The organism is Nocardia niigatensis NBRC 100131, from assembly GCF_000308655.1.
Classification (GTDB): domain Bacteria; phylum Actinomycetota; class Actinomycetes; order Mycobacteriales; family Mycobacteriaceae; genus Nocardia; species Nocardia niigatensis.
Map to the genome: position 1 here is coordinate 1 of NZ_BAGC01000015.1, position 1,732 is coordinate 1,732.

The following is a 1,732-nucleotide window of genomic DNA, read 5'->3' on the forward strand; positions in this document are numbered from 1 at the left end:
TTGTGCGTGTGTTCTTTGAGAACTCAATAGTGTGTCGATGAATGTCAGTGCCAAATATTTTATTTGGTTCCGATTCCTCACCCCCCGTGTGAGGGTCGGACATTTGAGTCGGCTATTTTCCGGCCGGCTTTTTTTGCTAGGTTTTCGGACTCTGGTTCGAGATACTTCTGATTCGCCCTTTCGGGGTAAATCTAGAGTCTTCAACGGAGAGTTTGATCCTGGCTCAGGACGAACGCTAGCGGCGTGCTTAACACATGCAAGTCGAGCGGTAAGGCCCTTCGGGGTACACGAGCGGCGAACGGGTGAGTAACACGTGGGTGATCTGCCTTGCACTCTGGGATAAGCCTGGGAAACTGGGTCTAATACCGGATATGAGCCTGGACTGCATGGTCTGGGTTGGAAAGGTTTACTGGTGCGAGATGGGCCCGCGGCCTATCAGCTTGTTGGTGGGGTAACGGCCTACCAAGGCGACGACGGGTAGCCGACCTGAGAGGGTGACCGGCCACACTGGGACTGAGACACGGCCCAGACTCCTACGGGAGGCAGCAGTGGGGAATATTGCACAATGGGCGAAAGCCTGATGCAGCGACGCCGCGTGAGGGATGACGGCCTTCGGGTTGTAAACCTCTTTTGACAGGGACGAAGCGCAAGTGACGGTACCTGTAGAAGAAGCACCGGCCAACTACGTGCCAGCAGCCGCGGTAATACGTAGGGTGCGAGCGTTGTCCGGAATTACTGGGCGTAAAGAGCTTGTAGGCGGTCTGTCACGTCGATTGTGAAAACTTGCAGCTCAACTGCAAGCTTGCAGTCGATACGGGCAGACTAGAGTACTTCAGGGGAGACTGGAATTCCTGGTGTAGCGGTGAAATGCGCAGATATCAGGAGGAACACCGGTGGCGAAGGCGGGTCTCTGGGAAGTAACTGACGCTGAGAAGCGAAAGCGTGGGTAGCGAACAGGATTAGATACCCTGGTAGTCCACGCCGTAAACGGTGGGTACTAGGTGTGGGTTTCCTTCCACGGGATCCGTGCCGTAGCTAACGCATTAAGTACCCCGCCTGGGGAGTACGGCCGCAAGGCTAAAACTCAAAGGAATTGACGGGGGCCCGCACAAGCGGCGGAGCATGTGGATTAATTCGATGCAACGCGAAGAACCTTACCTGGGTTTGACATACACCGGAAAGCCATAGAGATATGGCCCCCCTTGTGGTCGGTGTACAGGTGGTGCATGGCTGTCGTCAGCTCGTGTCGTGAGATGTTGGGTTAAGTCCCGCAACGAGCGCAACCCTTATCTTATGTTGCCAGCGCGTAATGGCGGGGACTCGTGAGAGACTGCCGGGGTCAACTCGGAGGAAGGTGGGGACGACGTCAAGTCATCATGCCCCTTATGTCCAGGGCTTCACACATGCTACAATGGCCGGTACAGAGGGCTGCGATACCGTGAGGTGGAGCGAATCCCTTAAAGCCGGTCTCAGTTCGGATCGGGGTCTGCAACTCGACCCCGTGAAGTTGGAGTCGCTAGTAATCGCAGATCAGCAACGCTGCGGTGAATACGTTCCCGGGCCTTGTACACACCGCCCGTCACGTCATGAAAGTCGGTAACACCCGAAGCCAGTGGCCTAACCCTTGTGGAGGGAGCTGTCGAAGGTGGGATTGGCGATTGGGACGAAGTCGTAACAAGGTAGCCGTACCGGAAGGTGCGGCTGGATCACCTCCTTTCTAAGGAGCACTTCT

At 55.9% G+C, this 1,732-nt stretch carries 1 rRNA gene; it reads left to right on the top strand.

Features of this window, described 5'->3' with window-relative positions:
- Positions 1–200 precede the first annotated feature (200 nt).
- Positions 201–1,717, top strand: a 16S ribosomal RNA gene (locus ON33_RS05890).
- The last annotated feature ends 15 nt before the right edge of the window (positions 1,718–1,732 follow it).